Genomic DNA, 560 nt, shown 5'->3' on the forward strand with positions numbered 1-560 from the left:
ACTCTTCTTACATACGAGGATTTCTTGCGTACGCTCTTACTTTGACAATGACTACAACGGGCTAATCGGTTATAGCTTACATCTAATATTAATGGTTGATATCCGCTCACTTTTACTATGGAAAATCCAGGTAAATTTAGGATAAGATTGTACTTCGGCACTTTAATCTCCTTTTGATCGCTAAATCAAGGACTTAGTTTATACTAACTCGATTAAAGTGCCCCCTTAATTGGTGTAGAGCCTATAATTTTCAAAATTTCTAAACCCATAGGCACGACGTTGAATGAGTTTCATCATATGCTATAATATTGAACAGTGTGAGACACGATTTCAATCTTGGGGATAACTATGGATGGTAAGCAATCCAAGTCGGTAGCTCCAGCTCAAACAGAGGTGGTTACTCCTTACATGAAGGTTAAGCAATTAGTCGATCGTTTTGCGAATGGCCCACTAAGAGCCAAACATGCTGTAGTCACTGATCCCAGTAGTCAAGAGCATGTAAGGCATCTCGAAACGAGTTTGCAAGCTATTAATCAACTTATTGATAGGATTGACAGGTT

2 protein-coding genes and 1 pseudogene are annotated in these 560 nt (G+C 38.8%); 1 reads left to right on the forward strand and 2 read right to left on the reverse strand.

The annotated features are described in order from the left end of the window. Both E1O52_RS13560 and E1O52_RS13565 read right to left on the reverse strand, forming a co-directional pair. Positions 1-161: pseudogene (locus E1O52_RS13560) on the reverse strand (ISL3 family transposase); the annotation flags it as partial. Between the two features lie 64 nt (positions 162-225). After that, complete coding sequence (locus tag E1O52_RS13565; protein WP_133129059.1) at positions 226-297, reverse strand: transposase; 72 nt, start codon at positions 295-297, stop codon at positions 226-228. A gap of 51 nt (positions 298-348) precedes the next feature. Between E1O52_RS13565 and E1O52_RS13060 the strand changes: the two genes are divergently transcribed. Beyond that, a partial coding sequence (locus E1O52_RS13060; RefSeq protein ID WP_133128980.1) for a hypothetical protein occupies positions 349-560 on the forward strand: 212 nt, incomplete at its 3' end.

Origin of the sequence: Legionella nagasakiensis, assembly GCF_900639915.1 — a bacterium.
Taxonomy (GTDB): Bacteria; Pseudomonadota; Gammaproteobacteria; order Legionellales; family Legionellaceae; genus Legionella_A; species Legionella_A nagasakiensis.